At 68.0% G+C, this 24,646-nt stretch carries 23 protein-coding genes and 1 riboswitch; of the genes, 9 read left to right on the top strand and 14 right to left on the bottom strand.

Going from position 1 to position 24,646, the window contains the following annotated elements; translation table 11 throughout:
* The first annotated feature begins 21 nt into the window (after window positions 1–21).
* Entirely contained in the window at window positions 22–2,754 is a 2,733-nt protein-coding gene (locus tag CDN99_RS21070; protein ID WP_088386870.1) for a serine/threonine-protein kinase, read from the top strand.
* A gap of 39 nt (window positions 2,755–2,793) precedes the next feature.
* The gene (locus CDN99_RS21065; RefSeq protein WP_088386869.1) at window positions 2,794–3,186 is read left to right on the top strand and encodes a hypothetical protein; all 393 of its coding nucleotides are present in this window, start codon (window positions 2,794–2,796) and stop codon (window positions 3,184–3,186) included.
* 146 nt (window positions 3,187–3,332) lie between these two features.
* Here CDN99_RS21065 and CDN99_RS28350 read toward each other — a convergent pair whose 3' ends face one another.
* Window positions 3,333–4,085 carry a hypothetical protein gene (locus CDN99_RS28350; protein ID WP_141100900.1) on the bottom strand — a complete coding sequence of 251 codons (753 nt, stop codon included), beginning with the start codon at window positions 4,083–4,085 and terminating at the stop codon, window positions 3,333–3,335.
* Window positions 4,086–4,186: 101 nt separating this feature from the next.
* Here CDN99_RS28350 and CDN99_RS21055 point away from each other — a divergent pair, with 101 nt between their 5' ends.
* Together CDN99_RS21055 and CDN99_RS21050 are read left to right on the top strand one after the other, a co-directional pair.
* Complete coding sequence (locus tag CDN99_RS21055; RefSeq protein ID WP_088386867.1) at window positions 4,187–4,699, top strand: hypothetical protein; 513 nt, start codon at window positions 4,187–4,189, stop codon at window positions 4,697–4,699.
* A gap of 171 nt (window positions 4,700–4,870) precedes the next feature.
* The gene (locus CDN99_RS21050; protein WP_088386866.1) at window positions 4,871–6,841 is read left to right on the top strand and encodes an RDD family protein; all 1,971 of its coding nucleotides are present in this window, start codon (window positions 4,871–4,873) and stop codon (window positions 6,839–6,841) included.
* Between the two features lie 42 nt (window positions 6,842–6,883).
* Here the strand turns inward: CDN99_RS21050 and CDN99_RS21045 are convergent, their stop codons facing one another.
* The 10 genes from CDN99_RS21045 to glpD form a co-directional block, all read right to left on the bottom strand.
* Window positions 6,884–7,354, bottom strand: a complete 471-nt coding sequence (locus CDN99_RS21045) for a tellurite resistance TerB family protein (protein ID WP_088386865.1) — start codon at window positions 7,352–7,354, stop codon at window positions 6,884–6,886.
* 44 nt (window positions 7,355–7,398) lie between these two features.
* On the bottom strand, window positions 7,399–8,016 hold the full coding sequence (locus CDN99_RS21040; RefSeq protein ID WP_088386864.1) for a DUF4276 family protein: 618 nt from the start codon (window positions 8,014–8,016) through the stop codon (window positions 7,399–7,401).
* Entirely contained in the window at window positions 8,013–9,218 is a 1,206-nt protein-coding gene (locus tag CDN99_RS21035; protein ID WP_088386863.1) for an AAA family ATPase, read from the bottom strand. Before CDN99_RS21035 ends, CDN99_RS21040 begins: the two co-directional genes overlap by 4 nt.
* A gap of 111 nt (window positions 9,219–9,329) precedes the next feature.
* Window positions 9,330–11,042, bottom strand: a complete 1,713-nt coding sequence (locus CDN99_RS21030) for an ABC transporter substrate-binding protein (protein WP_375134456.1) — start codon at window positions 11,040–11,042, stop codon at window positions 9,330–9,332.
* 108 nt (window positions 11,043–11,150) lie between these two features.
* Window positions 11,151–11,459: a DUF2160 domain-containing protein gene (locus CDN99_RS21025; RefSeq protein WP_088386861.1), complete on the bottom strand. Its 309-nt coding sequence runs from the start codon at window positions 11,457–11,459 to the stop codon at window positions 11,151–11,153.
* 13 nt (window positions 11,460–11,472) lie between these two features.
* Window positions 11,473–12,300 carry a carbohydrate ABC transporter permease gene (locus tag CDN99_RS21020; protein WP_088386860.1) on the bottom strand — a complete coding sequence of 276 codons (828 nt, stop codon included), beginning with the start codon at window positions 12,298–12,300 and terminating at the stop codon, window positions 11,473–11,475.
* Window positions 12,293–13,177 (bottom strand): carbohydrate ABC transporter permease, encoded by an 885-nt coding sequence (locus CDN99_RS21015; RefSeq protein ID WP_088386859.1) that lies wholly within the window; start codon window positions 13,175–13,177, stop codon window positions 12,293–12,295. The genes CDN99_RS21020 and CDN99_RS21015 overlap by 8 nt, the downstream gene beginning before the upstream one ends.
* On the bottom strand, window positions 13,174–14,364 hold the full coding sequence (locus CDN99_RS21010; protein ID WP_088386858.1) for an ABC transporter ATP-binding protein: 1,191 nt from the start codon (window positions 14,362–14,364) through the stop codon (window positions 13,174–13,176). The genes CDN99_RS21015 and CDN99_RS21010 overlap by 4 nt, the downstream gene beginning before the upstream one ends.
* A complete protein-coding gene (locus tag CDN99_RS21005) occupies window positions 14,364–15,434 on the bottom strand; it encodes an ABC transporter ATP-binding protein (RefSeq protein WP_088386857.1) in 1,071 nt (356 codons plus the stop codon). Before CDN99_RS21005 ends, CDN99_RS21010 begins: the two co-directional genes overlap by 1 nt.
* A gap of 31 nt (window positions 15,435–15,465) precedes the next feature.
* Entirely contained in the window at window positions 15,466–17,052 is a 1,587-nt protein-coding gene (glpD, locus tag CDN99_RS21000) for a glycerol-3-phosphate dehydrogenase (protein WP_238139640.1), read from the bottom strand.
* Window positions 17,053–17,314: 262 nt separating this feature from the next.
* Here glpD and CDN99_RS20995 point away from each other — a divergent pair, with 262 nt between their 5' ends.
* The 5 genes from CDN99_RS20995 (at window position 17,315) to CDN99_RS20975 (ending at window position 21,117) form a co-directional block, all read left to right on the top strand.
* Window positions 17,315–18,079 (top strand): DeoR/GlpR family DNA-binding transcription regulator, encoded by a 765-nt coding sequence (locus tag CDN99_RS20995; protein WP_088386855.1) that lies wholly within the window; start codon window positions 17,315–17,317, stop codon window positions 18,077–18,079.
* A gap of 30 nt (window positions 18,080–18,109) precedes the next feature.
* Complete coding sequence (gene glpK / locus CDN99_RS20990; protein ID WP_088386854.1) at window positions 18,110–19,603, top strand: glycerol kinase GlpK; 1,494 nt, start codon at window positions 18,110–18,112, stop codon at window positions 19,601–19,603.
* A 116-nt stretch (window positions 19,604–19,719) separates the two neighbouring features.
* Window positions 19,720–20,013 carry an AbrB/MazE/SpoVT family DNA-binding domain-containing protein gene (locus CDN99_RS20985; protein WP_088386853.1) on the top strand — a complete coding sequence of 98 codons (294 nt, stop codon included), beginning with the start codon at window positions 19,720–19,722 and terminating at the stop codon, window positions 20,011–20,013.
* 328 nt (window positions 20,014–20,341) lie between these two features.
* Window positions 20,342–20,638, top strand: a complete 297-nt coding sequence (locus CDN99_RS20980) for an AbrB/MazE/SpoVT family DNA-binding domain-containing protein (RefSeq protein ID WP_088386852.1) — start codon at window positions 20,342–20,344, stop codon at window positions 20,636–20,638.
* Window positions 20,635–21,117 (top strand): type II toxin-antitoxin system VapC family toxin, encoded by a 483-nt coding sequence (locus tag CDN99_RS20975; protein WP_088386851.1) that lies wholly within the window; start codon window positions 20,635–20,637, stop codon window positions 21,115–21,117. Before CDN99_RS20980 ends, CDN99_RS20975 begins: the two co-directional genes overlap by 4 nt.
* Here CDN99_RS20975 and CDN99_RS20970 read toward each other — a convergent pair.
* From CDN99_RS20970 to CDN99_RS20960, 3 genes are all read right to left on the bottom strand, one after another.
* A complete protein-coding gene (locus CDN99_RS20970) occupies window positions 21,039–21,617 on the bottom strand; it encodes a TMEM165/GDT1 family protein (protein ID WP_088386850.1) in 579 nt (192 codons plus the stop codon). The genes CDN99_RS20975 and CDN99_RS20970 overlap by 79 nt on opposite strands.
* Window positions 21,618–21,695: 78 nt before the next feature.
* A riboswitch (yybP-ykoY riboswitch) is annotated at window positions 21,696–21,829 on the bottom strand.
* Entirely contained in the window at window positions 21,809–23,266 is a 1,458-nt protein-coding gene (locus tag CDN99_RS20965) for a M16 family metallopeptidase (protein ID WP_158218912.1), read from the bottom strand. Its footprint overlaps the riboswitch before it by 21 nt.
* A complete protein-coding gene (locus CDN99_RS20960; protein WP_088386848.1) occupies window positions 23,263–24,594 on the bottom strand; it encodes a M16 family metallopeptidase in 1,332 nt (443 codons plus the stop codon). Before CDN99_RS20960 ends, CDN99_RS20965 begins: the two co-directional genes overlap by 4 nt.
* Window positions 24,595–24,646 lie beyond the last annotated feature (52 nt).

The following is a 24,646-nucleotide window of genomic DNA, read 5'->3' as shown; positions in this document are numbered from 1 at the left end:
GACCTTCAGAAGACGGCCCCGATGGATGCACTCGACAAGCAGCGCTGGATCGCGCTGAGCCCGCTGCTGGACGAACTGCTGGACTTGCAGGAGCCCGAGCGCGGGCGCCGCCTGGCGCAGATCCGCGCCGACGACGTCGCCATGGCGGAGCATCTGGAGGCGCTGCTCGCGCGGGACGCGGCGCTGGACGAGGACCAGTTCCTGGAGCAGCCCGCCGCCGAGGTGTTGCAAGGCCCGCTGCCGCCGGCCGAGCCGCCCGTCGTCACGCCCGACCTGAGCGGCGAGACGCTCGGCCCCTATGTGCTGGAACGCGAGCTCGGCCAGGGCGGCATGGGCGCGGTCTGGCTGGCGCGCCGCGCGGACGGCCGCTTCGAAGGGCATGTGGCGATCAAGTTCCTCAAGTCGGGGCTGTTCGGCAAGGGGGATGGCGGCCGCTTCGAGCGCGAAGGGCAGATCCTGGCCCGGCTCTCGCACCCGCACATCGCGCGCCTGCTCGATGCCGGGCTGCACAACGGGCATCAGCCCTATCTGGTGCTGGAGTTCGTCGACGGCCAGGCGATCGATCGCTACTGCCACGCCAACGGCCTGGACATCGAGGCACGCGTGCGGCTGTTCCTGGACGTGCTGGCCGCGGTCGCGCACGCGCATCAGCGGCTGATCCTGCATCGCGACCTGAAGCCGAGCAACATCCTGGTCACGCACGACGGGCAGGTGAAGTTGCTGGACTTCGGCATCGCCAAGCTGCTCGGCGACGCCACCCAACCCGCGGCGGCGACCGAGCTGACGCAGCGCGCCGGCAGCGCCTTCACGCCGCAGTACGCGGCGCCGGAGCAGGTCCAGCAGACCGACGTGACGACGGCCACGGACGTGTACGCGCTGGGCGTGCTGCTCTATCAATTGCTGGCCGGCCGCCACCCGACGGCGGACGACACGGAGACGCACCTGGAGCGCCTGCGCGCGGTCGTCGACCTGGTGCCCAAGCGGCTCTCGGACGTGGCCGGCGGCCAGCTCGACCCGGTCATCGCGCGCCACGCGAAGCTGCTCAAGGGCGACCTGGACACGATCGTCGCGAAGGCGCTGAAGAAGAAGCCGTCGGAGCGCTACGCCAACGCGGAGCTGATGGCCGTGGACCTGCGCCATTGGCTGGCGCACGAGCCGATCACGGCGCGGCCGGACAGCCGGCTGTACGTGCTGGACCGGTTCGTGCGCAGGCATCGCTGGAGCGTGGCCGCCGGTAGCGCCGCGGTGCTGGCGCTGGTGACGCTGACGGCGGTCAGCGTGCTGCAGGCGCGGCGCGCCGAGGACGCGGAACGCCAGGCGCAGGAACGGCGTCAACAAGCGGACGACCTGCTCAGCTACATGCTCGGCGAATTCGCCGACAAGCTGCGGCCCGTCGGCCGGCTGGAGCTGCTGGACAGCGTCGGCAGCAAGGCGCTGACCTATCTGGCGCAGGACGCCGACGCGTCGCCGCAGGAGCGGCTGCAGCGCGCCAAGGCGTTGACGGTCATCGGCGAGGTGCGGGTGTCCAAGCGGAACTTGAAGGAGGCGCTGGAGCCGCTGGAGGCGGCGCGCAAGCTGCTGGTGGGGCCGCCGCCGTCCAAGGAACTGGCAGGGGCCTGGTTCAAGGCGCAAGGGGCCGCCGCCTTCTGGGTGGGCCACGTCCACTATTACGCGCGCGACCTGCAGTTGGCCACGAAGGCCTGGGAAGACTATCGCGACACCGAGCAAGCCTGGGTGACCGCGGAGCCGAGCAACCAGGAAGCAGTGATCGAACTCTCCTACGCCTACAACAGCCTCGGCACGGCGCGTCTGGAACTGGCGGACCTGCGAGCCGCGACCGATTACTTCCGACAATCGATCGAACTCAAGAAGCGCGCGCTCGCGGCTTCGAAGGAAGCGGGCAACGCCGCGGCTCGGATGGATCTGGCCGACAGCTTGAGCTGGCTGGGCACCACCCTGCTGTGGCAAGGCCTGGACCGGGCGGCCGCACGCTCCTTCTCGGAGGGCGCGGAACTCGTCGCCGACGTCCGACGCGACGCTCCGCAGGATGGCTGGGCCTATCGAGAGGCAATCCTGCATCGCTGGAAGGCCGAGGCATTGCTGAATCTCGGACAGCGGCCGGCGGCCATTCAGGATGCTTCCGCCGCGCGCGCACTCCTCGATGCACTCGCGACCAAGGATCCAGCCAACCTGCAATGGCAGATCAATCGCGCGCGCATGCAATTGCTTGAGGTGGAGATCCAGGGGTCGACACTGTCATTGTCGGAACGTCGGGAACGCCTGCGGGCCATTCGGGCCACTTTGGGCACCCTGAGAAAGGACCCGGTTCGCATTGAAGTACGCATTGCGGATGCCTGGCTCAAATGGACCGTGCTTCACGCGCGCGTGTCACTGGAAAGTGGCGACCTCGCCGATGCGCGCCAAACGCTCAACGATGCCGCGGAGTTGGCGCGACCCACGCTGGATGGTCGTCCGGACGACGTTCGCTACCTCGCGGCCTATCTTCTTGTGCGGCAGTACCAAATGGAGCTGTGGAAGAGCCAGCCCGGCAATGCCGGCAACGCCGAGCGACAGTTGGTCTGTCGCGATGTCGTTGACAGGATCGAGAAGATGCACGGACTGTTACGGGTTCATCAGCAGATCAGTCGCGCCTGGATTGATGCCCAATCCTGCTTGGGACAGGGAGGACGCGACGACGTCAAGCGGACCACCGATTGGCTCGAGCGGGATCGCTCCGGCGACTCTCCGACCTGACCCGACCCAATCTCAAAATGCCTGCTCAAGGAGAGTTTCATGTCCAACACGTTCTATGTCGCTGCGGAAATCAGCTCCGACGGCAACTTCGCTGACTGCACTTACTACGCCGATCGCGAGGGCACCCAGCCGATCGAAGGCTCGACGCTCCACATTCCGCGCAATGCGGGCGTGTGCATCTTCGAACAAGCCGACACGACCAGCCTGTTGCTGATCGGCGCCACCTTCAAGACCATCGGCTCCGTGCCGGGAATGAATGTCAGCAATTTCACGCCGGCCGATGACGAGAACGTCATCAGCGTCGCGATGCCGACCAACGGCACCGTGATCACCAAGGGCATCGTGCTGCTGTTCTCCACGCCCGGCACGGTGCAGAACCTGTATCCCAGCAGCGACCCGCAAGTGCTCAATGACGGTCCGCTGACCTGCTGAATCGTTTCCGATTCGACCATCAAGGGGCCGCTTCGCGGCCCTTTTTCATTCCAGCGTCGAATTGGACGTTCATGTTCTCGTCAATGAGAATGGCAAGCTCGCCGAGCATCCGCGCAATCAATCGTGCAATGAATGAACGCGTGGTTTCATTCCGATGAACGTCGTCTATTTCCCAGGGCGTCCTGCAACGCTTCCTCCCCCATTGACCGCCCGAGCTGCCGCGGATCCGCACGCTCCAGCGCGCGGCTGTCGAGCGTGAACTCACGCTGCTGCGTGTATCCGACCGGGCCGATGCGCGGCTGACTGTCGGCCATCTTCGGCCCCAACAACCCGAGCACCGGATAGAGCCGCACACGCGCGATCAGCAATCCGGCTGCCTCGTCGGCGAACACCGCCGTCTCCAGCACTCGCGTGCAGCCACGTCGCTTGACCTCCGCCACCAGTCTTTGCAGGTTGCCCGGCACGTCCGTGGCAGCGACCGGCAGCACCACGCTGACAACTGGCACCCCGGCGGCGGCCAGCGATTCCCGCACCGCCAGGCTGAACGCCCCGTTCGCCTCGTCCCAGCGCCGATTGCGCGTCGGCTGATCGGGATCGAAGTTGCGGCCCTGGCCGAAGAGCATCAGACACGGTCCCTGCATCGCGGCCGGCGCCGAGGCCGGTGACATCGCTGACGCCACGGGCACGGGCACGGGCACGGGCACGGGCACGGGCACGGGCACGGAGGCGGGTGCGGGTGCGGGTGCGGGTGCCGTTGCCGTTGCCGTTGCCGTTGCCGTTGCCGGCACCGGGGTCGTGGAGGCAGCGGGCACCTGCTGCGCGCCGGCCGGGACGGCGGCGCACAGCGACGTCATCAGGACACCCGCAAGGGTCATCGATCGAAGGGAGCGGATCGGCATGGGCGCGGATTGTGCGCCGGCGGCCGTCGCTTCGGCAGGCTGCCGCCAGGGTCTTGCGGGCGCAGCACAATGGCCGTACAGCAGTTTCCTTGGAGACGTCGATGCGCGAATGGATGACCCTGGGCGGCGCCGCGATGGCGGCGGTCGCCACCGTGGCGCTCAGCGGCTGCGCGACGCCGGTCAGGGACGAGCGGCTCCGTCCCGGCGTGAGCACCGGCGCCGAGGTGCAGCAGTACTACGGCATGCCCACCCGCGTCTGGCCCGAGGCCGACGGCGGCCGCACGCTGGAGTACGCCACCCAGCCCTTCGGCCGCACCTGCTACATGGTCCGCCTGGACGCGCAGGACCGCCTGGTCGGTGCGACGGACGCCCTCACGCCCGCCAACCGCAACCGCGTCGAGCCCGGCATGACGCCGCAGCAGGTCACCCGCCTGCTCGGCCAGGAGCGCTCCCGCGTCTTCTTCAATCTCAGCGGCGAGGACGTCTGGGACTGGAACATCGAGCCCGAGATGAACGGCTACCTGCTGCGCTTCAACGTCCACTTCAAGGACGGCGTGGTGCTGCGGACATCCCAGAGCGTGGTCTATCCGGACCGCCGCTTCCTGTGGGACTGATCGGCCCGCCGCCCGCGCGCCGCCGCTGACGACGCCCCTCGCCGCCACCCGAAAGGGGGAGCCGCCGGCGTATCCGTGACCGAATCGATACAGGCGCGAAGGCCTGCTCGCGTGCGCTCCTTGGTCGACATATGCCCTGTCTACACTCCCCGCCGAAAGGGAGAGAAGAGGATGTCGAATCAATCCGTCGGCCTGGCGCCCCGCGTGCTGGCCATGGCCATCGACGGCGCGCTGATGTTCGCCGCGAGCGCGCTGCTGATGTGGGCCTTCTACGGCCACCCGATCGCCCACTGGGACGATGTCCGGCCGGGCAGCCTCGCGATCAACTGGGCGCTGCCGCTGCTGGTGTGTGTCGTGTTCTGGACCTGGCAGGGCGCCACGCCGGGCAAGCTGGTCGCCGGCATCAAGGTGGTCGACGCCGAGACCGGCCGCAATCCCTCGCCGCCGCAGGCGCTGCTGCGCTGGTTCGGCTACTTCATCTCCGCGATCCCGCTGTTCGCCGGCTTCCTGTGGGCCCGCGTCGACGCCCAGGGCCGCGCCTGGCACGACCGGCTGTCCCGCACGGCGGTGATCCGCAGCCGCCCGGCCCCCGCCGACGGCGAGGGCCTCCTGATCGGCTACATCGCCAGCCACTGGCGCGGCGAGCAAAGCCTGGCACGCAGCTACTGGCTCAACCACGTGCTGCTGATGTGGCCGGTGGCCGCCGGCGCGCAAGGCCTGATGGCCTGGATCGCCACCAAGAGCGACGGGCTGCAGGGCGTCGCCATCGCGGTGCTGCTGTGCTGGCCGCTGCTGCTGATCATCGAGACCTGGAGCACCGTCGGCGCCTGGCGCTCGGTGCGCGGCTACGTCGACGCCGGCGGATCCTTCCTGGTGTCGGGGCTGGCCCGGCTCGCGCTGCTGGCGGCGCTGGCGCAGATCCTGATCTCGCTGTGCTTCGGCCTGATCGGCAACTTCGGCCAGTTCTGGAAGCTGGCCCGCGGCATCGATCCCATCGGCAATGTCCGCATGGCCGTCAGCGAAGATGGCCGCACCTTGCGGCTCAACGGCCCCATCGGCGTGGGCGACGCGCGCCGGCTCGCCGCGCTGCTGGAGGCCTCGCCCACGGTGCGGATGTTCGAGGTCGCCTCGCCCGGCGGCCGGCTCACGGAGGCCGAGCGCATCGTCGACCTGGTCCGCAGGCGCGGCGCCAGCACGCGCGCGGTCGGCGACTGCCAGAGCGCCTGCACGCTGGTGTTCCTGGCCGGCGCCAAGCGCCAGTTGATGCCGGGCGCGCAGCTCGGCTTCCATCGCGCCTCGACCGGCACCTACAACCCCGCCTTCGACGAGATCGCCAATCAGGAGCTGGCCCGCACCTACCGGCGCATGGACCTGCCCGAGGACTACATCCACAAGACGTTGAGCACGCCGCCGCATCGCATGTGGTATCCGACCAGCGAGGACCTGGTGCGCCACGCGCTGATCCTGCCGCCGCCCAAGACGCTGGACGTCGCGCTGCCCGAGGGCGACAAGCCGGGCCATGCGGCACCGCTGTCCGACTACGTGGACGCGCTGCGCGCCAGCGATGCGTGGTTCCAGCTGGACAAGCGCTTCCCCGGCCTGATCGACGCGGCGTCGGTCCGCATGCGCGACGCGCACCTGGCGCTGGCCGGATCGCCGCAGGCCGTCGACGCCGCGCAGATGGCGGCGCAGGATGCGCTGGCGCCCTACGTGCGCGAGATGCTGCTCAACGGATCGACCGACCTGCGCCGGCGCTACCTGCAGGTGCTGCGGGCGCAACTGGCCGCGGCGCAGGCACTGGGCCGCGACACCTGCCAGGCCTGGCTGTCCGGATCGCCGGTGCCGCGCCGGCTGATGCCGCCGGAGGCGATGGCCTGGGAAACCAACTGGCTGACCGAGTCCGCCGCCGAGCCCGTGCCGACGCGCGCCCGTGCCGCCACGCCGACGGCCCTGGAACTGGAAGTCGTCTCGCGCACCGTCGGCGGGACGGCGGCGGGCATCTTCTCGCGGCTATGGACCGACCAGCCGGGCGGAGGCGCCCAGACCTGCGAGCGCGCCGCCCAGGTGCTGGACCAGGTCCAGCGCACGCCGATCGCGCCGCGCGAGCTGGCGGAGCGGGTGATGTTCCAGACGGTGCGTTGAAGGCGGGAGCGGCGACGGGCACGCCCCGGTCGCCGGGCCCGCTCAGGCGTCCTCGCCCAGCCCGGCCGCCGCGCGCGCGCGCATCCGCGCGTGCACGTACGCGCCCTGCGGCACGTGCAGCAGATCGGCCAGGCGCCACATCGTGTGGCGCTCGATGTCGCTGAGCTTGCCGTCGGCGTAGGCGACGCTCCACATCAACTCGACGATCCGCAGCTTGGCGGGCATGTCCCAGCGCTCGTCGATCGGCGACGTGAACGCGAAGAGATCGGTGGCCATGCGGGCCGCCGATTCGGCCTGCGTGATCAACACGTCGACCTGGGTCTCGGACAGCGGGAACAGCTCGGTCAGCGCGCGATGCACCGCGCGGCGCTCCACCAGGGAATGGTCGGCATCGGCGCGCATCACCTCGACCAGCAACACGGCGGCGGCCAGTTGCAGCGACGGCGCACGCCCCGCGGCGGCGCCGTCAGCCGGGGCCAGACCGTCGATGAAGTCCATGAGCGACTTGAGCATGGGCTCATGGTGGCACAGTGCCCACGACGAGCCTTACGGCCGCCTTAAGCCGCCGCGGGCGACTCACTCTCTTCGTCGAGTTGGAAGTTCTTCTTCCATTCGGAGCACATCTTCCTGAAGGAGCGGCTGTTTGCGGCCGCCTCGTCCAAGTCGAAGCGCGCCGCGAAAGCGGGTTGATCGGTCGTCTCTCCGTAGCTCGCCCCAGCCATCCGTTCCTTCAGCCAGCCTTTTGCATTTCTTGGCCGCTCTGCATCGATAGGGTCTGCGGGATCAAAAGCAAAACCTCTAACACCCTCAAGGGAGGCCGCTGCGGCAATGAACCATGCCTCAAACTCTCGTTTGGGAATTACCACCGCTAGACGCCTATGAGGAATATGGACAGCTGCTCTGGCGCGTATGCGCTCCGCCAGCTCCTTCGGGCATTCGTCGTCGGCATCAAGGACGATCAGAATCCAGCCGCTTTCGCCGCATTTCGCAGCCGCGAGCAGCAGGTGCCTCCGGAATTCGTCCTCTTTGTTCAGAAATCGATCTTTGTACACGCGGATAGGCGTGAGCACGTTCACAAAACCTTCCGGACCGAACCGTTGCTGCAACCGCCGGAGTACAACCGGCAAAGCGGCGACCTCACCGTCGCCTTCCACGATGGAACAAATACAGCTCATGCACGTGCCTCTCCGAATAGATCTATCTGCGAAGTCATCTGCCTCTGGATCTCGGCGGGGTCAGGCGATAACTGGTTCAGCCGAAGTAACTCACCCGCAGAGAAAAGATGTGTCCGCAGCGCCTCGCGAGCACCACCATCCAAAGCGGCAACATGCGTCTCCCCTCCCTGTGAAACCACCGCGAAGATTGCATCCGAATCAATACTCCGATCATTTAGAAGATCGGGACTGTGACTCGTGATAATCACTTGCGAATGATGTGATGCTCGTTCGAGTGCTTCACGCAATGCAGCGCTCGCCGCAGGATGCAACGCAGTTTCGGGTTCTTCGATCCCCACAACTGTGGGAGCGTAGTCTCTATTTCCCTGGAAGAGCGCCGTTAGCACGCCGAGAGCTCGCAGTGTTCCGTCAGACATATTTTGAGCCAAAAACTTCCATGGGTGCTTGGCACCCGCCATATCTTGGCGAAACTCCAATGTTTCCATTGGTCCGACCTGTATTCGCTGCACACCGTGCACCATCGGAACCACTGTCTGCAGATACTCTTGGATTTTTGCAAGGCTTTCTGGCGCCACTCGTTCCAAATGACCTATGACGCTAGCAATATTCTCTCCAACAGGCTTTAATAGCTTCCCTTCCTGCGGCTTCTGCAACTCTCGCATAACTTTGGGATTTAGGTTATAGAATCCCATAGCAGTCAGTGCATCATATACAGGGCGAAAAGCCGCAACGCCTGAGAGAGCAACTAGTGCCAGTCTGTCCCCTGTCACGGCAGGGAAAGTAGCTTCACTGGTCGACCGAACCACGCCCTTTTCGATGCGATAACTCGGCCCTTGCCCCTTCTTGCCTATAGTGCATTCTTCATTCTGTACTTCATAGCCACCATTGGCCAGCGCACCAATGCTGAACGCATAACGACCAGCTAGACCATTTGGGAGAAAGAATTCAAGGCGAATTCCAAAATTTGTTGGGTGCCCACTGGACCGACGTCGGACCTCGCCTAGTCCACCTCGTTCATTGAGTGCGTTGTCCAAAGAACCACTCAGCGCGTCTCGTACCAAATGAAGCGCGTCCAAGAAATTACTTTTTCCAGAGCCATTCATCCCTACGAGATAAGTAAGCTTCCGAAGAGGCACATCGCAGTAGCCAATGCTTTTATAGTTTCTAAGAACGACCCGTGTAAGAAAGATGGAATGAGTCATCGAGCACCTTGAATTCAAACCTGTAGCCACTGGCTAACGTAACTCGAATGCTACAGGCTGGGGCTCCAAAATTTTATAGGGCCCCAGCGCGGGACTCAACGACGTCCGACCTCAGCGCACCCGCCCTTCCTTCCACGCGTTCAGCAGCTTCTCGTACGCGATCGTCTCGCCCTTGGGCTTCTCGTTGGCCAGCTTGGCCCACGGCGCGCCCTTGTCGGAGAGCCACTTCTTCGGGTCTTCCTTCTTGTTGAGCTTGGGCGCGCAGCGCGCCATGCCGGCGCGCTCCAGGCGGGCCATCACCGCGTCCATCTCGTCGGCCAGCGTGTCCATGGCGGCCTGCGGGGTCTTCTCGCCGGTGACCGCCTGGGCCACGTTCTTCCACCACAGCTGCGCCAGCTTCGGATAGTCCGGCACGTTGGTGCCGGTCGGCGTCCAGGCCACGCGCGCGGGCGAGCGGTAGAACTCGATCAGGCCGCCGTACTTGTTGGCGTTCTTGGTGAAGTAGTCGCTGCGGATGTCGCTGTCGCGGATGAAGGTCAGGCCCTGCACGCTCTTCTTCAGGCTCACCGTCTTGGCCGTCACGAACTGCGCGTACAGCCACGCCGCCGCGGTCCGGTTGGCGTCGTGGCCGCTGAAGAAGGTCCAGCTGCCGACGTCCTGGTAGCCGTTCTGCATGCCCTGCTTCCAGTAGGGCCCGTTGGGGCCCGGCGCCATGCGCCACTTGGGCGTGCCGTCGGCGTTCACCACCGGCAGGCCGGGCTTGACCATGTCGGCCGTGAAGGCCGTGTACCAGAAGATCTGCTGCGCGATCTGCCCCTGCGCGGGCACCGGGCCGGCCTCCCCGAAGGTCATGCCGGTGGCTTCCTTCGGCGCGTACTTCTTCATCCAGTCCACGTACTTGGTCAGCGCGTAGACCGCGGCCGGCGAGTTGGTCGCGCCGCCACGCGCCGTCGACGCGCCCACCGGCGTGCACTTGTCGTCGGCGACGCGGATGCCCCACTCGTCCACCGGCATGCCGTTGGGAATGCCCTTGTCCGCCGCGCCCGCCATCGACAGCCACGCATCCGTGAAGCGCCAGCCCAGCGACGGGTCCTTCTTGCCGTAGTCCATGTGGCCGTAGATGGACTTGCCGTCGACGGTCTTGACCTGCGTGGAGAAGAACTCGGCGATGTCCTCGTACGCGCTCCAGTTCAGCGGCACGCCCAGCTCATAGCCGTACTTGGCCTTGAACTTGTCTTGCAGGTCCTTGCGTGCGAAGAGGTCGGCGCGGAACCAATACAGATTGGCGAACTGCTGGTCGGGCAGCTGGTAGAGCTTGCCGTCCGGCGCCGTCGTGAAACTGGTGCCGATGAAGTCCTTCAGGTCCAGGTCCGGATTGGTGTACTCCTTGCCCGCGCCGGCCATGTAGTCGGTCAGGTTCATGATCTTGCCGTAGCGGTAATGCGTGCCGATCAGGTCGGAGTCGGAGATCCAGCCGTCATAGATGCTCTTGCCCGATTGCATCGAGGTCTGCAGCTTCTCGACGACGTCGCCCTCCTGGATGATGTCGTGCTTGACGGTGATGCCGGTGATCTCGGCGAAGGCCTTGGCCAGCACCTTGCTCTCGTACTCGTGCGTGGTGAGCGTCTCCGACACCACCGAGATCTCCTTCACGCCCTTGGCCTGCAGCTTCTTCGCGGCCTCGATGAACCACTTCATCTCGGCCATCTGCCTGTCCTTGGACAGCGTCGACGGCTGGAACTCGGCATCCACCCACTTCTTCGCCTCGGCCTCGCCGGCCCATGCCGAGTGGACTCCCAGCGCCAGCAGCGCCGCCACGGCCAGCGCGGAATACTTGGTCTTGTGCACGCTTGTCTCCTGTGTCGTTGAACCTCCCCCTGCTTGAGGACGAATCGCGGCTCCGGGGGAGGAGAAGCCGAATTCCTTGATGCTTCAACCTTTTCGCATGATCAGCGCCAGCACCAGCATCGACGCCACGAAGCTGATCCAGACGCTGGGCTCGGCCTCCAGCTGGAACCACTCGACCCACTTCGCGCCCAGCCCGACGAAGGCCAGGTTGAGGTAGGCGGCGGCCAGCAGGCCGATGAACAGCCGATCGCCGCGCGTCGTGCGCATCGGCAGCCAGCCCTTGCGCTGGGTCGTCGGCGACTTGATCTCCCACACCGTCATGCCGACCAGCATCAGCGCCACGGCGCTGAAGAAGATCGCGACCGGCGTCGTCCACACCATCCAATCGAACATCGCGGCGCTCCCTTCAGACCCGTCCCATCGCGAAACCCTTCGCGATGTAGTGACGGACGAACCAGATCACGATGGCGCCCGGCACGATCGTCAGCGTGCCGGCCGCGGCCAGCGTCGCCCAGTCCATGCCGGACGCGCTGACCGTGCGCGTCATCGTCGCGACGATGGGCTTGGCGTTGACGCTGGTCAGCGTGCGCGCCAGCAACAGCTCGACCCACGAGAACATGAAGCAGAAGAACGCCGCCACGCCCACGCCGGCCTTGATCAGCGGCAGGAACACCGTCAGGAAGAAGCGCGGGAAGCTGTAGCCGTCGATGTAGGCGGTCTCGTCGATCTCGCGCGGGATGCCGCTCATGAACCCTTCCAGGATCCACACCGCCAGCGGCACGTTGAACAGCAGATGCGCCAGCGCGACCGCCAGGTGCGTGTCCATCAGCCCCAGCGTCGTGTAGAGCTGGAAGAACGGCAGCAGGAAGACCGCCGGCGGCGTCATCCGGTTGGTCAGCAGCCAGAAGAAGACATGCTTGTCGCCGAGGAACGAGTAGCGACTGAACGCATACGCCGCCGGCAGCGCCACCGTGATCGAGATCACCGTGTTGATCGCGACGTAGATCAGGCTGTTGATGTAGCCGCCGTACCAGGACGGATCGGTGAAGATGGTCCGGTAGCTGGCCAGCGAGAAGTGCCGCGGCCAGAGGCTGAAGCTGGACAGGATCTCCTCGTTGGTCCTGAAGCTCATGTTGACCATCCAGTAGATGGGCAGCAGCGCGAAGACCAGGTACAGGATCAGGAAGATCGAGCGCTTGCGGAAGCGGCCGCGCGGGCCTTGGCCCTCATCCATGGTTCACCTCGTTCCGGTCCTGCGTGCCGAGCGACTGCATCCAGTTGTAGAGGATGAAGCACAGCAGCAGGATGATCAGGAAGTAGATCAGCGAGAACGCCGCCGCCGGGCCGAGGTCGAACTGGCCGACCGCCTTCTGCGTCAGGTACTGGCTGAGGAAGGTCGTCGCGTTGCCGGGCCCGCCGCCGGTCAGCACGAAGGGCTCGGTGTAGATCATGAAGCTGTCCATGAAGCGCAGCAGCACCGCGATCATCAGCACGCCGCGCATCTTGGGCAGCTGGATGTAGCGGAAGACGGCCAGCTTGCTGGCGCCGTCGATGCGCGCGGCCTGGTAGTAGGCGTCCGGGATGGAGCGCAGCCCGGCGAAGCACAGCAGCGCCACCAGCGGCGTCCAGTGCCAGACGTCCATCACCAGCACCGTGAGCCAGGCGTCGGTGGCGTCGCCGGTGTAGTTGTAGTCCACGCCCAGCGCCTGCAACGATGCGCCGAGCAGGCCGATGTCGGCGCGGCCGTAGATCTGCCAGATCGTGCCGACGACGTTCCAGGGGATCAGCAGCGACAGCGCCACCATCACCAGCACCGCCGACGCCCTCCAGCCCTGCGCCGGCATGGACAGCGCCAGCGCGATGCCCAGCGGGATCTCCACCAGCAGCACCGCCAGCGAGAAACCGAGCTGCCGCAGCAGCGCGCCGTGCAGTTCCTCGTCCCGCATCACCGCGGCGAACCACTCGGTGCCGACGAAGACGCGCCGCTCCGGCGAGATGATGTCCTGCACCGAGTAGTTCACCACCGTCATCAGCGGCAGGATGGCCGAGAAGGCCACGCACAGGAACATCGGCAGGATCAGGAACCAGGCCTTCTGGTTGATCGGTTTCATCGCAGGTCCTCCGCGTCGCGGCGCGTGCGGTCCGGGCGCTCCTCGCGTCCCGGCGCCGCCGTGGCGATCAGCGCGTCGTCCGCGCCGTAGATGCAGGTGTGCGGGCCCAGCACGCGCAGCGCCACGCGCGCGCCGACGGCCGGCGGGTGCGACTGCGCGGACAGCCGCGCCTTCAGCGTCTCGCCGCCGATCGCGGCGGTCAGCAGCCAATAGGTGCCGATGTCCTGCACGCGCTCCACCTGACCGGCGACGCAGCCGTCCGGCAGCGGTCCGCCGTCGGCCAGCGCGTGGACCTCGACGTACTCCGGCCGGATGCCCAGCGACAGCGCCGCGCCCGGCGGCAATCGGCCGTCGGGGCGCCACCCCGGCACGTCGCCGTCGGCCTGGCCGGGGATGGGCCGGCCCGCCAGCGTCAGCGCGCCGGACGCGTCCGTTGCCGCGCGCAGGAAATTCATGCCGGGCGAGCCGATGAAGTGGCCGACGAAACGGTGGCTGGGTCGCTCGAACAGCTCGCCCGCCGAGCCGACCTGCACCGCGCGGCCACGCGTCATCACGACGATGCGGTCGGCGAAGGTCAGCGCCTCCACCTGGTCGTGCGTGACGTAGATCAGCGTCAGCTTGAGCTCGTGGTGGATCTGCTTGAGCTTGCGTCGCAGTTGCCACTTCAGATGCGGATCGATGACGGTCAGCGGCTCGTCGAACAGCACCGCCGAGACGTCCTCCCGCACCAGTCCGCGGCCGAGCGATATCTTCTGCTTCGCATCCGCCGTCAGGCCCGACGCGCGCCGGTCCAGTTGGTCGCTGAGCTCCAGCATCTCGGCGATCCTGCCGACGCGCGCCCGGATCCGCTCCTTCGCCACGCCGCGGTTGCGAAGCGGGAAAGCCAGGTTCTCGGCCACGGTCATCGTGTCGTAGATGACGGGGAACTGGAACACCTGCGCGATGTTGCGCTGCTGCGGCGTCAGCGCGGTCACGTCGCGCCCGTCGAAACGCACGCCGCCTTGAGAGGGCCGCAGCAGGCCGGAGACGATGTTCAGCAGCGTCGTCTTGCCGCAGCCCGAGGGCCCGAGCAGCGCATACGCGCCGCCGTCCTCGAAGCTCATCGTCAGCGGCAGCAGCGCGTAGTCGCTGTCCTCCTTCGGATCGGGGCGATAGGCATGGGCCAGGTCCAGGTCGATGCGCGCCATCAGCGGTCTCCCCGGCGCTCGGGCGCGCGCGTCAGCAGGCCGGCCGCGTCGAAGACGTGGACATGGGCCGCGTTCAGGTGCAGCGTCAGCGGCGCGCCGAGCTGGAAGTCGTGCACGCCGGTCAACTGCGCGACGAGCTCGCCCAGCTCGGTGCGCGCATGGACGAAGGTGTCGGAGCCGGAGATCTCCGCCAGCTCGACCTCGCCACGGATCGCGATGTCGCCGGGCCGCGGCTCGACGCGCAGCGCGCCGGCCCGCACGCCGACGGTGACGCCGCCCTGCCCCGGCAGCGCCAGCTCCAGGCCCGGGCGCAGTTGCAGCCGGTCGCCCAGGCCTTGCGCGATCAGCAGGTTCATCGGCGGATCGCTGAAGGCGCGCGCCACGCGCAGCGAGGCGGGGCGGTGGAAGACCTCGGCGGTCGGGCCGTACTGCAGCAGCTCGCCGGCGTCCATCACCGCGGTGTGCCCGCCGAGTTGCAGCGCCTCGGCCGGCTCGGTGGTGGCGTAGACGACGGTCGACTCGCCGGCCGCGAAGAGCAGGCCGAGCTCCTCGCGCAGTTCCTCGCGCAGCTTGTAGTCGAGGTTCACCAGCGGCTCGTCCAGCAGCATCAGCGGCGCCTGCTTGGCCATTGCCCGCGCCAGCGCGACGCGCTGCTGCTGCCCGCCGGACAGCTGCGCCGGCAGCTTGTCCAGATGCATGTCGATGTGCAGCTTGTCCGCGAGCTGCCGCACGCGCCGGTCGATCGCGTCGCGGTCAAGACGGCCACGCAGCTTGAGCGGCGAGGCGATGTTGTCCCGCACCGTCATCGACGGATAGTTGATGAACTGCTGGTAGACCATCGCGACATCGCGCTTGCGCACCGGCCATCCGGTCACGTCGGTGCCGTCCACGCCGACCTGGCCCTCGCTGGGCCTGTCCAGGCCCGCCATCAGGCGCATCAACGTCGTCTTGCCGGCCTGCGTCGCGCCCAGCAGGACCGTCACCGCGTTCGGCGCCAGGCGCAGGTCCATCGGATACAGGAACTGCTGCGCGCCGACGCGATGGCTCACGCCTCGTAGGCTCAGCTCCATGAGGGGTCTCTCCGCATGTCGTGATCGCTCGTCATGTCTTGTCGTCGTTGCCGGCATGGGGCCGTGACCACAGGTGCTCGCGCTCGGCGAACCACTGGACCACGGCCATGCGCTGCGCCTCGGTGTAATGCAGGCCCAGCTTGGAGCGCCGCCACAACACGTCGTCGGCGGCGCGGGCCCACTCCTCGCGGACCAGGTACTCGAGTTCCGCCTGGTGCAGCCCGGGCCCGATCTCCGGCCCCAGGTCGGCCAGTCGCTCCGCGCCGTGCAGCACGCGGTCGACGCGGGCGCCGTAGGCCCGCGCGAGCCGCCGCGCCAGCGACGGCGGCAGCCAGGGATGGCGCTGACCGAGCGCGGACAGCAGGCGCTGGAAATCGGTGTCGGGCCGCTGCGGCGCGCCGATCCAGCCGCGCAGGTCGCCGCCGGGCAGGTGGGCGTTTTCGGTCCAGGCGCGGCGACGCTCGCCGAGCAGATCGCCGAGCAGATCGGCGGCGTCCTCCGCCAGCTTGCGGAAGGTGGTGATCTTGCCGCCCCAGACGCTCAGCAGCGGTGCGCCGCCGTGGGCATGCGTCTCCAACAGGTAGTCCCGCGTAACGGCGGACGGATCGCCGGACGCGTCGTCCAGCAGCGGGCGCACGCCGGCATAGGTCCAGACCACGTCGGCCGGCGTCACGGGCGCTTCGAAGTAGCGGCTGGCCTGCTCGCAGAGGTAGGCGATCTCCTGCTCGTCGATGCGGGCCTTGCCGAAACCGGCCAGCGCCTCGACGGGCAACTCCACGTCGGTGGTGCCGATCAGCGTGAAGTCGTCTTCGTAGGGGATGGCGAAGATGATGCGCTTGTCGGGGTTCTGGAAGATGTAGGCGTGGTCGTGCTCGAAGCGACGCCGCACGACGATGTGGCTGCCCTTGACCAGGCGCAGGCTCTTGGTCGCGAGCGCCTCGCCGGCGGCGGGCGACGCGACCTCGCGCAGGAAGCCCTCGGCCCATGGCCCGGCGGCGTTGACCAGCGCGCGGGCACGCAGCGTGCGGTCGCCGTCGGCGCAGCGCAGGGTCGCGATCCAGTGGTCGGCATGGCGTTGCGCGGCGGTCACCGTCGTGCGGGTGTGCAGTACGGCCCCGTGCTCACGCGCGTCGAGCGCGTTCAGCAGCACCAGCCGCGCGTCATCGACCCAACCGTCGGAATAGAGGAAGCCCTTCGTGTACCGCGGCTTCAGCGGCGCGCCCAGCGGGCGGCCCTTGTCGGAGTTGCGCAGGTCGACGCCCTCGGAGGCGGGCAGCACCTCGCGCCGCGCCAGATGGTCGTAGAGGAACAGGCCGATGCGGATCATCCAAGCCGGCCGCATGGCCGCGTCGTGGGGCATCACGAAGCGCAGCGGCCACATGATGTGCGGCGCGCTGCGCAGCAGCACTTCGCGTTCCTGCAGCGCCTTGCGCACGAGCGAGAACTCGTAGTACTCCAGGTAACGCAGCCCGCCGTGGATCAGCTTGGTCGACGAGGACGAGGTATGCGCCGCGAAGTCCGACGCCTCCGCCAGCACCACCTTCCAGCCACGCCCGGCCAGGTCGCGCGCGATGCCGGCGCCGTTGATGCCGCCGCCGACGACGAGCACGTCGCACACGCCGGGCGCCGAGCCATCGGTGGCGAGCGCCGTGGCGCCGGCGCCCGTCGCGGCCGTCGTGGCGGACGGCGGTGGAAGCGAAGCGGAATTCAAGGGTGGGCTCTCCTTGGGAGCGACTCGGTCAGGATCGGAACGCGGGGCGCCGGCACGTCTGAAAGTTCGCAATTCTGTTCTTCTCTTTTCTTTTTAGCGCGATTGGGCGCGTTTCATCTCGGGGATAACCCGATCAGTTGTTCGTTTCGGTTGCTTTAGCCTGCGCGCCATGAACCCCAACCCCCGCCAGAACGATCTGCTGCAGGAGGTGCGCGCGCGCGGCTCGGTCAGCGTCGAGACGCTGGCCGAGAAATTCGGCGTGACGCTGCAGACGGTGCGCCGCGACGTGCAGCGGCTGGCCGAGGCCGGCCTGGTGGCGCGCTTCCACGGCGGCGTGCGCGTGCCCGCCTCCACCACCGAGAACATCGCCTACCGCCAGCGCCAGGCGATGCAGGCCGACGGCAAGGCGCGCATCGCGCGCGCCATCGCGGCGCGCATCCCCGCCGGCAGCTCGCTGATCCTCAACCTGGGCACGACGACCGAGGCGGTCGCGCATGCGCTGCTCAGCCACCAGGGACTGCGCGTCATCACCAACAACCTGAACGTCGCGACCATCCTGAGCGACAACCCCGACTGCGAGCTGGTGATGGTCGGCGGCACGGTGCGGCATCGCGACCGCGGCGTCGTCGGCGAGGCGGCGGTCGATTTCATCCGCCAGTTCAAGGTGGACATCGGCCTGATCGGCATCTCCGGCATCGAGGCCGACGGCAGCCTGCGCGACTTCGATTACCGCGAGGTAATGGTGGCACGGACCATCGTCGAGCATTCACGCCAGGTCTGGGTCGCCGCGGACGCGACGAAATTCAATCGCCCCGCGATGGCCGAGGTCGCCCGCTTGCCGCAGATCGACGCGCTGTTCACCGACGAGGCGCCGCCCGAGCCCTTCCCCGCGCTGGTGGCCGACGCGGGCGTGGAGCTGGTGGTGGCGCGCTGAGATGACAGAACGACAGGAGCGAGACACACCATGACCTACCTGCTGGCCCTGGACCAGGGCACCTCGAGTTCCCGCTCCATCGTCTTCGACGCGCAGGGGCGCATCGTGGCGATGGCGCAGCGCGAGTTCCGCCAGATCTACCCGCGGCCGGGCTGGGTCGAGCACGACGCGATCGAGATCTGGGACAGCCAGCTCGCGACCGCGCGCGAGGTGCTGGCCAAGGCGAATCTCAGTGCCGCCGACGTGAAGGCGCTGGGCATCACCAACCAGCGCGAGACCACGCTGGTCTGGAACCGCAAGACCGGCCACCCCGTCCACCACGCGATCGTCTGGCAGGACCGGCGCGCCGAGCCGCAATGCGCAGCGCTGCGCGAGCAGGGTCATGCGGCGTTGATCCTGCGCAAGACGGGCCTGGTGGTCGATGCGTACTTCTCGGGCACGAAGCTGCAATGGATCCTCGATCACGTGCCCGGCGCGCGCGACCAGGCGGCGCGCGGCGAGCTCGCCTTCGGCACCATCGACAGCTGGCTGATCTGGAAGCTCACCAACGGCGAGGTCCACGTCACCGACGTCAGCAATGCGTCGCGCACGATGCTGTTCAACGTCCGCGAGAACCGCTGGGACGAGGAACTGCTGGCGCTGCTGAACATCCCCGCGTCGGTGCTGCCGGCGGTGAAGCCGTCGGCGCATGACTTCGGTCGCTCGGCGCCGGAGCACCTGGGCGGCGCGTTGACCATCGGCGGCATCGCCGGGGACCAGCAGAGCGCGCTCTTCGGGCAGGCCTGCTTCGACGCCGGCATGGCCAAGAACACCTACGGCACCGGTTGCTTCATGCTGATGCACATGGGCGAGCGTTTCCAGGTCAGCGGCAACGGGCTCATCACGACCAGCGCGGCGCAGATCGACGCGGCGCCGCGGTATGCGCTGGAGGGCAGCGTCTTCATCGGCGGCGCGGTGGTGCAGTGGCTGCGCGACGGACTCAACGCCATCAAGGCCAGCGGCGAGGTGCAGGGCCTGGCGCAGAGCGTGCCGGACGCGGGGGGCGTGATGTTCGTACCGGCGTTCACCGGACTGGGCGCGCCGTACTGGGACGCGGAGGCGCGCGGCGCGATCGTGGGCCTGACGCGCGGCTCGACGGTGGCGCACATCGCGCGCGCGGCGCTGGAGAGCATCGCGTTCCAGAGCGCCGCGCTGCTGCAGGCGATGAGCCGCGACGCCGTCGACGCCGGCGGCGCGCCGGTGAGCGAGTTGCGCGTCGACGGCGGCGCCTGCGTGAACGACCTGCTGATGCAATTCCAGGCCGACCTGCTCGGCATCCCGGTCGTGCGGCCGAAGGTGATCGAGACCACCGCGCTCGGCGCCGCGTACCTGGCGGGCCTCACGGCCGGCGTGTACGGCAACCTCGACGACATCGGCCGCAACTGGCAGACGGAGCGGGTGTTCCGGCCGACGATGTCGCGGGATCGGGCGGAGGAGTTGATGGGGCAGTGGGAGCGGGCGGTCAGGCAATCGTCGGCGCGTTGATCCCCATTCAGGGGGCCAGGTCTTGCCTTGGTGTTGACTGATTTGGGGAAGTGCGGTGAGACGACGTCGTCTCTAGAGTGACGGACTTCCCTTTCCATCGAAAAGAGGCGTGCCAGATGACCCTTGCACGCGTCGTCGGCCCGACGGCCGAGCTCACGAAAGCGCACCAGATCACATTGCCAGCAGAGATCTGCGCCGCGTTGAGCATCGGTCCTGGCGATAAGGTGGGGTTCTTCCCCCACGCACCGGGCGAATACCTGTTCTACGTCTCGACCCGCCCCTTGGCGCTCGCCGGGATTCTTCCAAGGCAAAAGCGTCGGCGACAAAGCATCTTCGACATGACCCACACCTACGCCTCCATGGAGCGGGAGAAGCGCAGGACCGACAAGGGCAAGCGGAGCAGGAAATGACGGGCCTCGACACCAACGTGCTGGTGCGTCACGTCATGGCGGATGATCCCCGCCAGTCGCCAGTCGCCCGCCGCCACGCGGCTGCTCGACAGCTTCACCGAGCGATCCCGCGATGCCTTGATCGCAGCTTGCGCAAGTGACCACGCGCGTGTGCCGATATCGCGAGAGTGGCCTCGGCGCGCTGATTCCTGACAGCGGTCTTCCTCGCGGAACCCCCATCGGAGGGTCAGGTCTATCCCCCTCCCACAACTGATTTGAGGAAGTGCGGAGCGTGGGTGAGGTCCATAGAGTCACCGGCTTCTTTCACTGAAACGAAGAGAGCGCCGTCATGGCATCCCACTGCGTCCGTTCCGTCGGCCCCGTTGCCACCATCGACGATGGTCGCCAGATCACGATTCCCGAGAAGGTGCTGGAAGCGCTTCGCATCGGTCCCGGCGACAAGGTGGAGTTCTTCCATGTCGCGCCCGAGGAGTTCCTGTTCTACGTCGCCACGCGGCCCTTGCCGGGCGCGGGCATTCTTCCGAAGCGCGTGCGCCGCCCAGTGACGATCGACGAGATGAGCCACACCTTCGCGTCCATGGACCGGGAGCGTCGCAAGGCACGCAAGGGAAAGGACAAGAAATGACCGGCGTCGACACCAACATCCTGGTGCGCTACTTTTCTCCCGACACACCGCGCGAGTACGAGGCGGCGTGCGCCCTGCTGGAGGGTTTCTCGCAGGAGGAGCCGGGATTCATCAGCATTCCGACCGTCGTGGAGCTGGTCTGGGTCTTGCACAAGCGCTACAAGGTCAAGCGCGATGAAGTCGTGCGCATCGTGCTGAAGCTGTTGCGCGACGGCGGACTGGTCTTCGACCGCGTCGAGCATGTGGCCGATGCCATTGCACGATTCCAGACCAGTCGCGCCGACTTCGCGGACTACCTGATCGAGCGGATGTGCCGTTTGGGCGGGTGCACACGCACGATGACCTTCGACCGCGACGCAGCGTCATGCGCCGGCATGACGCTGCTGCCGGTTCGTGGCGGTCAAAGCCCCAACGACTCCCCCGCGCCCAGCAGCGTCAGCACCCCCAACACCGCGAAGATCACGGCCGCGATGCCGTGAACCAGCCGCACGGGCAGCTTGTGCGCGAGCTTGTCGCCCACCAGCACCGCCGGCACGTTGGCGATCATCATGCCGAAGGTCGTGCCCGCCACCACCGGCCACAGGTCGTTGAAGCGCGCGGCCAGCGCGACCGTCGCGATCTGCGTCTTGTCGCCCATCTCGGCCAGGAAGAACGCCACGATCGTCGTGCCCAGCACGCCCAGACGGAATCGGCCGCCCGTCTCCGCCTCGTCGATCTTGTCCGGGATCAGCGTCCACACCGCCATCGCGATGAAGCCCACGCCCAGCACCCAGCGCAACGTCTGCGGCGACACCTGCGTCGTGATCCAGCTGCCGACCGCGCCGGCACAGGCGTGATTCACCAGCGTCGCGATCAGGATGCCCAGCACGATCGGGCCGGGGCGCCGGAATCTCGCGGCCAGGATGAAGGCCAGCAATTGGGTCTTGTCGCCGATCTCGGCGAGGGCCACCAGGCCGGTGGAAATGAGGAAGGCTTCCATGAAAAACGCTCAGCGGCCGAGACGTACCAATGACCACGCCTCCGCCGGCCGCAACCCGGGAGCATGGTCAAAGGTCTCGCCAGGCTGGGAACACGACGGTTCCTGGCTACCTCGCGCCATGAGCACAAGCTCAAGTCTGTTGACGCGGGTCTGCTGAGTAAGCCCGTCGGGCGACGGGCGGGGTGCAGCGGCTACTCCCCAATGACAGCGCGCATTGTAGCCAGGCTCAGTCCCGGCCAGGCGCGCTGCGCCGGCTCCGGCGGCCCGGCGTCGCCAATCAGCAGCAGCTGTGTGCGGTTGTCGCGCCAACTGGCGCTCATCAGCAACTGCAGCACCGGCGCGCTGACGGCCCGCACGCGTTGCGGCCATTGCTGGCAGTCCTCGAGCTCCCCGGCCGCGATCGCCCGCGCCAGCAGCTCATCCGGCGCCTCGGCCAGACGCGCCTGCCAGTCGCCGAGCGCCAATGCCTGCGCCATCGCCAGATCCTCCGGCGAGACCGCCTCGGCCGCGATCATCGGCAGTTGCTCGCGCAGCAGCGCCAGTTGCTCGGCCACCGCGGACACGGGCAGCGTCACGCTCATCCGCCAGCAGAAGGTGCCGCCCAGTGATTCGATCTCGCTGTCCCACGGCCACGGCAGGCGCGAGGCCAGCCGCTGATGCATCAGCTCGCGCGCCAGCGCCCGCAGCACCGGCGGCGTGCCGCGCGGCACCGCCGTCTGCACGATCAGCCGGCAGCCCTGCCCTTGCGGCAGTTGCAGGAACTGCGCGGTCGGCGTGGTCGCCCCGGGCGGCGTGGTCGACGCGAGCGCGACGGCCGGTGTCGTCGTCGGCGGCGGCGCCTTCGGCACGCGCCAGTCCGCCATGAAGTCGTCCGCCAGCCCGCGCGCCGTCTCCAGCGACAGGTCGCCGGCGAACAGCAGCACGGTGCGCTCCGGTCGCCAGTACTGGCGGTGGAAGGCGAGCACGTCCTCGCGCTTGAGCCGCTTCAGGCTCGCCGACGTCTGCACCGGTTGCGACCGGCCCCAGAACGCCCGCCGTGCCACCCACGGCGCCAGCAGCAGCGCATCGGCGCGGCGCAGCACCAGCGCGTCCTGCGCGCGGCTGCGCATGTGCTCCAGCGACTCGAACGCCAGCGTCGGCCGCTGCGTCAGGTCCGCCATCAGATTGACGGCGTCGTCGCATTGGTCCGGCAGCGCCTCCAGCACCAGCTCCGCGCCGCCGGGCGTCAGCTCCAGGCGCAGCGGCAGACCCAGGAGATCGCCGGCATAGGCGATGTCGGCGGACTCCATCAGCTCGCCATCGCGTTTCGCGCCCTGCGCAAGCATCGCCAGCGCCACCTCGGCCAGCCCTTCCTTGCCGGCCGGATCTCGCAGCCAACCGCCGTCGCCGATCAGACGGATCGCCGTGCGCGTCGCGCCGGGTCGCGGCAGCACGACGATGCGCAGCCCGTTCGGCAGCTTCGTCTGCTGGATGGCGAGCGGCGCCGGCTGGGGCGCGGGCGGTGCTTCCGGCGGCTGCTCGAAGCCGTCCTGCGCCAGGACCGGCACCACCGCCGAGCCCGACACGAGCGTCGCGCCGAGCAACCAGTCGCGCCGCTTGATGCCGCCGCGGTCCTGTTTCGTTTCGTTCATGCCGCCGATGGGACTCATGCCGCGACTCCCGCGGCGGCGCCGATGTCCGCCAGCAGCGTCAGCACCGGCGCCTGCACCACCTGCTTGCGCCACAACTGCTGCACATCGGCCGCGACCAGCTTCGCGCGAAGCGCTGCGTCCTTGGCCTCGGCGTTGACATCGCCGCGCACCGCCCAGGCTTCGCCGAGCGCCCGCGCGAGCCGGTCCGCGGTACATTCCGCGGACTGCGTGTCGCGGCTCAGCAGGGCCTTGGCCTTGTCGAGCTCCTCATCGGTGACCGGCTCGTCGGCCAATCGCAGCACTTCCTGCTGCAGGGCCTGCGCCACGGGCGCCGCCGTCTGCCCATGCGCCGCCAGCGCCTGGGCGACGAGCAGGCCCGCCTCCCGATGCTGGACCAGCCTCAGGCTGAGCTGGTGCGCGAGCGCCTTCTCGTCGACCAGCGTGTCGATCAAGCGACCGGACCGGCCCAGCCCCAGCAGCGCCTGCGCCACTTGCCAGGTCGGGGTGGAGGGATCGTCGGCGCGCGGCGCCTGCCAGACCAGCGCGGCCGCCGGCAGCGGCGCCTGCGAGAGCGCGAGCTTCAAGGTCTGGCTCTGCGGGCGACGGCTTTCTCGCAGCTCGGGGGCCGAGGCGCCGGAGGCGGCGGGCCACTGCTGCGGCAGTGTCGCGGCGCTGGACACCACCGGCGCCGAGGCCGGCGGCAACGGCGGCCGGATCGAGCCGAAGTAGTGCAGCACCCAGCGCGCCACCGTCGCCTCGTCGAAGGCCCCGGTCACGATCAACATCGCCCGGTCGCAACGGAAGTTGGCGGCGTGAAAGGCGCGCACCGTGTCGATGTCGACATCGCGCAGTTGCTCGGGGTCGCCGAGCGCGCCGCGTTGATAGGGATGCGTCAGGTAGCCGTGCCGCTGCACCGCTAGGTCCAGTCGCGCATAGGGATTCAACTGCGGCTCCTGCACCGCCTGGCGCAATTGAAGCCGCGCGCTGGCCAGCGTGTCGGGATCCAGTCGCGGATTGCTCATCCGCTCGGCCTCGGCCCAGAGCACGCGTTCGAGCTGATGCGCCGGGACGACGGTCTGCAACGCGGCGAAATCCTCGTCGATCTCGATGCGCGAGCGCCCGCCCGCCGACGCGATCAGCCGCTGGAACTGGCCGGGCTCCAGATAGCGGCTGGCGCCGGCCACCAGGCGCAGCGTCAAGTGCGACAGGCCGCTGCGGCCGGTCGGATCGTCGCGCCCGCCGCAGCGGTAGACAATGCGCACCGCGGCCTGCGCGCCCGCCGCCGGCCGTGCCAGCCAGAGCAGGCCGTTCGGGAGTCGCTGCGGCTCGAGGGCGGGAGAACTCATGAGGCGGCAGCATAGCTGCCATTCCGCTGTCAGCAGCCGGTCCGCATCATCG

It is taken from the genome of Roseateles aquatilis (assembly GCF_002205645.1).
Classification (GTDB): Bacteria; Pseudomonadota; Gammaproteobacteria; order Burkholderiales; family Burkholderiaceae_C; genus Roseateles; species Roseateles aquatilis.
The sequence above is the reverse complement of the archived record's forward strand: the minus strand, read 5'-3'. Positions and strand labels throughout refer to the sequence as shown.